Consider the following 6,126-nt stretch of genomic DNA (forward strand, 5'->3'; position numbering starts at 1 on the left):
GAACTCGTCGCGCTCGGCCAACCCCTCCACCAACGCGCAATGGGCGGCGCCCGCAACACCGTGTCCCTATCCAAAAGCACCCAAAAACTGAATGAGATCGCCTCCACCCTCCACGCAGTCACCGGCAACCTCACCCCCACCACCCACTAGAGCAAGACCCGACCGGACCGGACCCGCCACAGGCACAAAACACCCCAAACCACCGCAGCAGCAACGACACCCCCATGAGCGACTACGAATACCGCATCGACTGGATCCAAGACCACAGCCCCAAACACAACACCGAAGGACAACCCGTGCTTGTCAAAGAGGCCACAGCACACACAAACGCACTCGCGTGGTTGCCGGGACAGGCACCAACACCAAGGAACCGGTAGGTCTTGCCCTCCAGACAGGGCAAGACCTACCGCAACCCCCACCCCCGCTCTCGGGGTCGTCTTCACGGTCCGTCCAAGCAGTCATAGACTGGGCCACCACGCCAAGCCAGGAGTAGCCGAGATGACCGACACATCCACTAACGAACCCGGTCACGACGCCGCCACACACCTCCAGAACCTCCTGGAAGCCCTGGGGCAGGGACACCTGGGCCGCGCCGAAGCCCTCGACGAGTTGCACCAGACCGAAAGCACGGAACATCCATCCCCGGCAACGGAACGCTATGGCTATGTCCAGATGCTCAAAGCCGTCCTCCACGAACAACTCGGAAACCCCGACACAGCACTCGCCCATTACCGGCATGCCCTCGACACCTACACCACCCTGGACCTCCCCGAACATCAAGCCATCGTGCACAACAACCTCGGAAACCTGCACAGGGAAGCCGGACGCTGGGACCAAGCCGCCGCCTCCTACACCCTCGCCCTGGACATTCACGAAACCCTGGACCTCCCCGAAGGCCAGGCCCTGGTCCACAGCAATCTCGGTACCCTCCACAAGGACGCAGGGCGCTGGAACCACGCAACCGCCGCCTTCACGCGCGCCCTGGAAATCTACGAATCCCTCGGCCTCAGCACCGACCAAGCCCGCGTCCACAACAACCTCGGGGCACTTCACACGGTCGCCGGACGCTGGACAGACGCCGAAGCTTCCTACATCCGTGCCCTCGACCTCTACGAAAGCCCCAGGTTCCCTGCGGACCAGGCCCGTGTGCACAACAACCTCGGCACCCTCCACCAGGACACAGGCCGCTGGATCGACGCCACAGCCGCCTACACCCGCGCCCTGGACATCTACACCGCACTGGACCTTCCCGAAGACCAGGCCCTGGTCCACAGCAATCTCGGTACCCTCCACAAGGACGCAGGGCGCTGGAACCACGCAACCGCCGCCTTCACGCGCGCCCTGGAAATCTACGAATCCCTCGGCCTCAGCACCGACCAAGCCCGCGTCCACAACAACCTCGGGTCCCTGGATCAGAACGCCGGCGACTGGGACCAGGCCGCCGCGTCCTACACGCGCGCCCTGAACCTCCTCAAAACCCTGAATCTCCCCGCCGACCAAGCCCGTGTGCAGGCCAACCTCGGTACCCTCCATCAGGACGCCGGACGCTGGGAGCACGCCGAAGCCTCCTACACCCGCGCCCTCGACCTTTACGAAGCTCTCAACCTCCCGGAAGACCAGGCCCGCGTCCACACACACCTCGGCACGCTGCATCTGGCCTCCGGACGCCTGGACCAAGCCGCCGAGGCCTTCACCCGTGCCCTGGAAATCTACACAACCCTTGACCTCCCCAAGGATCAGGCCCGCGTCCACGACAACCTCGGGACCCTGCACCGGGTCTCCGGAGACTGGGACCAAGCCGACGAGGCCTTCACTAGGGCAATTGCCATATACGAAACCCTGCGCCTTCACGAACGGCTGGCCACGGTTCTCAACAACCTCGGGGTCTTGCACCAGGCCGCCGGACGCCAGGACCAGGCCGCCGCCTCCTACACCCGCGCCCTGGACCACTACAAAACCCTCGACCTCCTCGAGGGACAGGCCGGGTCGCTTGAAAGACTGGGACTACTGGCCATCGACCGCGGCAACACCCCCAACTCAACCCGGCTCTTCAACCAGGCAACCACCCTCTACCGGAAACAAGGCCTCCCGCAGAACGCGGCCTGGGCCTGCATCCGGCAAGCACGAGCACTCCATCAAACGTCCACAGCCACAGCCTCGGACTGCCTGAAACTCGCCCTGCCCGCAGCCCTCTACCTGGACTCCGTCCGCTTCCAGTTCCGCACCGCACCCGAACGCACCGCCTGGTCCACCAAAGCCGCCGCCGCCACCCAACTCGCCCTCGAACTCGCCGCAGCAGCCCAAGACCCCACCCTCATCAGCGACCTCATCGAAACCCACATCAACACCACCACCCACACCACAAACAATGCCGATACCGACGCCCGCACCGAGGAACAGGCCACCAGCGCCCGCGCGCTCGGCATCGAACTCACCGAAGCCACCACCACCGCAAACCCCATACCCATCACCCCCGGCGACAACGGGCCAGCAACCACCGCCGCCGGAACCACCACCCTCCTCACCACCGCAACACTCCCCGGACACCCGCCGCCACCCCTCCTCACACCCGCCACCGGCACACCACGCCAAACCCTCACCGAGTGGGCGGACAAGAATGCTTACCCCTCAGTTCCAAGACCCACCACACCCATCAGAACCTGGTAACTCGCATTGGGGCCTCAGCGCCGGGACTTGACCGGGAAACCGTAAGCCGAGCGGAAGTATCCAATCCCGTGCAGCAAGGTTCGTCATGACCAAAACCCGGAAGCCGGTATCACGGGCACTCGGTTGGTGTGCCCGTAGACTAGGCCGAACGGCGGAGGCAGGAGCGGTTTTTGATGGCAGATGTGGTCCAGGGCGGCCCCGGAGATGAATCAATTAGCCGGCTCGAACAACTGCTGGCCGACATCACCGCGGGATCTCTCAGCCGTGCCGAAGCTGCGGCAGCCATGTCAGAAATTGAAGGTCTGCCATGCCCTGCGCCCGGGAGCGAACGCCATCCGGACTTCATGGTGCTGCACGCTCAAATCCATCACCGTCTCAACTCGCCGGAGAACGCGGTCGTCTGGTACCAGGAAGCCCTGGTTGCGTATGAAGCCCTGAAGCTGCCTGAACAGCAGGCTTTCGTGCACAACAGCCTTGGGTCCCTGTTCAAGGCTGTTGGACGCTGGGACGACTCCGCGGCATCTTATTCCCGTGCCTTGGATCTGTGTGAGGACTTGGGTTTGCCCGAGGACCAGGCAACGGTGGAGAACAATCTTGGGACCCTGCACCGGGTCGCCGGACGGTGGGAGCAGGCCGCGGCATCCTATGCCCGGGCCCTTCAGCTGTACGAAGCCTTGGGCATTCACGAGCGGCAGGCCGCGGTCCACAACAATCTCGGCACCCTGCACCGGGACGCCGGCCACTGGGAAAAGGCAGCCACATCCCTTGACCGGTCCCTGGACCTGTACAAGGTCCTCGACCAGCCGGAACGGCAGGCAATGGTGCACAACAACCTCGGCACCCTGCACCAGGCCGCCGGCCGCTGGGACGCCGCAGCCAAAGCTTACAACCAGGCCCTGAGGCTGTACGAAACCCTCAAACTCCCCGCAGACCAGGCAATGGTGCACAACAACCTCGGAGGTCTGCACCAGGCTGCCGGACGCTGGGACGCCGCAGCCAAATCCTATCGCCGGGCGCTGGAACTGTGCGTGGCCTTGGACTGGTTTGAAAAACATGCCACAATACACAACCGTTTGGGCTCCCTGCACCAGGACTCCGGACATTGGGCAAAGGCCGCCAGATCATATAACAGGGCCCTGCGTCTCTACGAGACACTCGATCTGCGGGAACAGCAGGCAATGGTCCACAGCAACCTTGGAACCCTGCATCTGGCTGCCGGACGCGGGGAGGACGCCGCCGGATCGTTCGCACAGGCGTCACAGCTCTATGAAGGACTGGGCCTTCCAGCAGACCAGGCACTCGTCCATAACAACCTCGGAGGCGTGCACCGGAACGCAGGACGCCCTGAAGACGCCGTGGCATCCTACGCCCGGGCACTGGAATTTTACGAAACCCTCAATCTGCCGGAACGGCAGGCGATGGTGCACAGCAACCTTGGAGCCCTGCACCTGACCGCTGGACGCCGGGACCACGCCGCTGATTCCTTTGCCCGGGCACTGGAACGCTATGAGGCCCTCAGCCTTCCGGCCGAGCAGGCCTTCGTGCACAACAACATCGGAGCCATGCACAGGGCTGCGGGACGCTGGGACCGCGCCGCGGCATCTTTCGCCAGGGCACTGGAGCTCTACGAGGGCATCAGAATGCTCGAAGGACAAGCCGATTCCCTCAAATTCTTGGCGCTCCTGGCAGTGGACCGCGGTGACCTCCCCGGCTCCGGCACCCTCCATGAACAGGCCGTAGCCCTCTACCGGGCACAGGGCCTCCCCCAGGACGCAGCGTGGGCCGCCATGAACCGGGCTGAAGCGCTGCACAAAGCCAGCGACCCCGCACGCCGCCCAGCGCGGGAGTCCTTGGAGCTGGCCATCCCGGCGGCCTTGTACCTGGATTCCATCCGTTTCCAATTCCGCACCGCAGCCGAACGCATCGCCTGGTCCGCGAAAGCCGCGGCGGCTACGAAACTCGTCCTCGAACTAGCCGTCTCAGCCCACGACCCGGTCCTGATTAGCGACCTCATCGAAACCCACATCAACACCACCACCCACCGCGAAACCGGCACCGACACCGGCGAGTACGCCACCAGCGCCCGCGCCCTCGGCATCGAACTCACCGAAGCCACAACCACCGGATACCCCACACCCTTCACTCCCGGGAACAACAGGCGGTGGCCCGGCAACCAGCGCCGCCGGAACCACCACGCTCCTCACCACCGCAGCCCTCCCCGGACACCCACGACCACCCCTCCTCACACCAACCACCAGCACACCACGCCAAACCCTCACCGAATGGACGGACAAAACCGGCTACCCGCACATCCCGCGCCCCACCACACCCGTACGCACCTGGTAACCCAGACACCTGGCCCTGACGCCCGATAAAAAACAGGAGCCGAGCCGCCGAAGCTCCCGATCCAGACACCGAGGAACCGCCGCCGAGAACCACCAGCTGGATCGGGAAGCCGAAACTCAGCACTTCCGCAAGCACGAATGCTGGGGCCGGGAGCAGTTCCGGCGCCCGCTGGAACCAGCTGATCAGGTCAATGTGCTCGCTGATCCAGGGTTCCCCATCCTGGCCGGACGCAAGCTGACCATGCCCGAGGAAGACACAGCGCTTCGATCCGTACGCCCCGGTATCCCCCACACGATCCGACGCGCGTGGAGCCTCGCTTCCATCATCATTTGTAGGCTCTGGCATGGCATCTGGCCTGGCTCAAGGCATTATCACGCCTACCGCGCGGTCGGCCCGGTCCCTGGATTGAACCAAAAAGCCGACGGCAACGAAATCCACAGACCAGTAATCCCCGGACCCATCGGCCACGGTGCGGGAACGCCTGTGGGAAGCGACGGACCACCGCCATCACAAACACCCCAAAAGGCCACCAGAAACCACACGCACCCAAGGAAAGGCCGCACCCGCCATGGAATGGTTCAGCCGACCTCGCCAACCGCTGCATCAACACCGCCGGCCCGGACCACCCCGCGGACCCCGTCAGCGTCCTGACCGGCATCTACAACATCACCGCCGGCCACGTCGGCCGATGCTTCACCACACTCCGCCGCCCCCGCGACGCGCACACCTTCACCAAGCTCTTCGCCCTCACCGGCTTCACCGAGCGATACCTCTGGGACTACCTCACCGGCGACCCCGGAAAAATCGCCGTCCACAACCACCTCGCCGAATTCCTCACCTCCGAACAACTCCACGACACCATCACCACCAACATCCGCGAAGGCCACCACACCCCCGCCACCTGACCCGGCCCGCACCGGTGTGGCGGCCGAACCCAAGGCTCACCATGCCCAAGGCAACAGCGCATACGACGACCGGGACCGGACACGCAGCCCCGGCCAGGAAACGAGGGAACACCTCAACCCCAGACGGAACATCCCTCAATGAAAGGACACCACCGATGGACGCCGCTGCGCTGCTGCCCCTGCTCACCGTGTTCGCCGCCGTGACCGT

At 64.5% G+C, this 6,126-nt stretch carries 4 protein-coding genes; 3 read left to right on the forward strand and 1 reads right to left on the reverse strand.

Annotated features, from left to right (window positions below; genetic code table 11):
• Positions 1-224: 224 nt before the first annotated feature.
• The 3 genes from AC1DJW_RS26190 (at position 225) to AC1DJW_RS26200 (ending at position 5,042) form a co-directional block, all read left to right on the forward strand.
• Positions 225-377: a hypothetical protein gene (locus AC1DJW_RS26190; protein WP_476902916.1), complete on the forward strand. Its 153-nt coding sequence runs from the start codon at positions 225-227 to the stop codon at positions 375-377.
• 121 nt (positions 378-498) lie between these two features.
• Positions 499-2,667, forward strand: coding sequence for a tetratricopeptide repeat protein (locus AC1DJW_RS26195; RefSeq protein WP_476902917.1), 2,169 nt, complete (start codon positions 499-501; stop codon positions 2,665-2,667).
• Positions 2,668-2,840: 173 nt separating this feature from the next.
• Positions 2,841-5,042 carry a tetratricopeptide repeat protein gene (locus AC1DJW_RS26200; RefSeq protein ID WP_476902918.1) on the forward strand — a complete coding sequence of 734 codons (2,202 nt, stop codon included), beginning with the start codon at positions 2,841-2,843 and terminating at the stop codon, positions 5,040-5,042.
• 549 nt (positions 5,043-5,591) lie between these two features.
• On the opposite strand, the gene AC1DJW_RS26205 is transcribed toward AC1DJW_RS26200, so the two are convergent.
• Entirely contained in the window at positions 5,592-5,951 is a 360-nt protein-coding gene (locus AC1DJW_RS26205) for a hypothetical protein (RefSeq protein ID WP_476902919.1), read from the reverse strand.
• Positions 5,952-6,126: the final 175 nt, after the last annotated feature.

The sequence above is a fragment of the Arthrobacter sp. 05L417 genome (assembly GCF_056397865.1).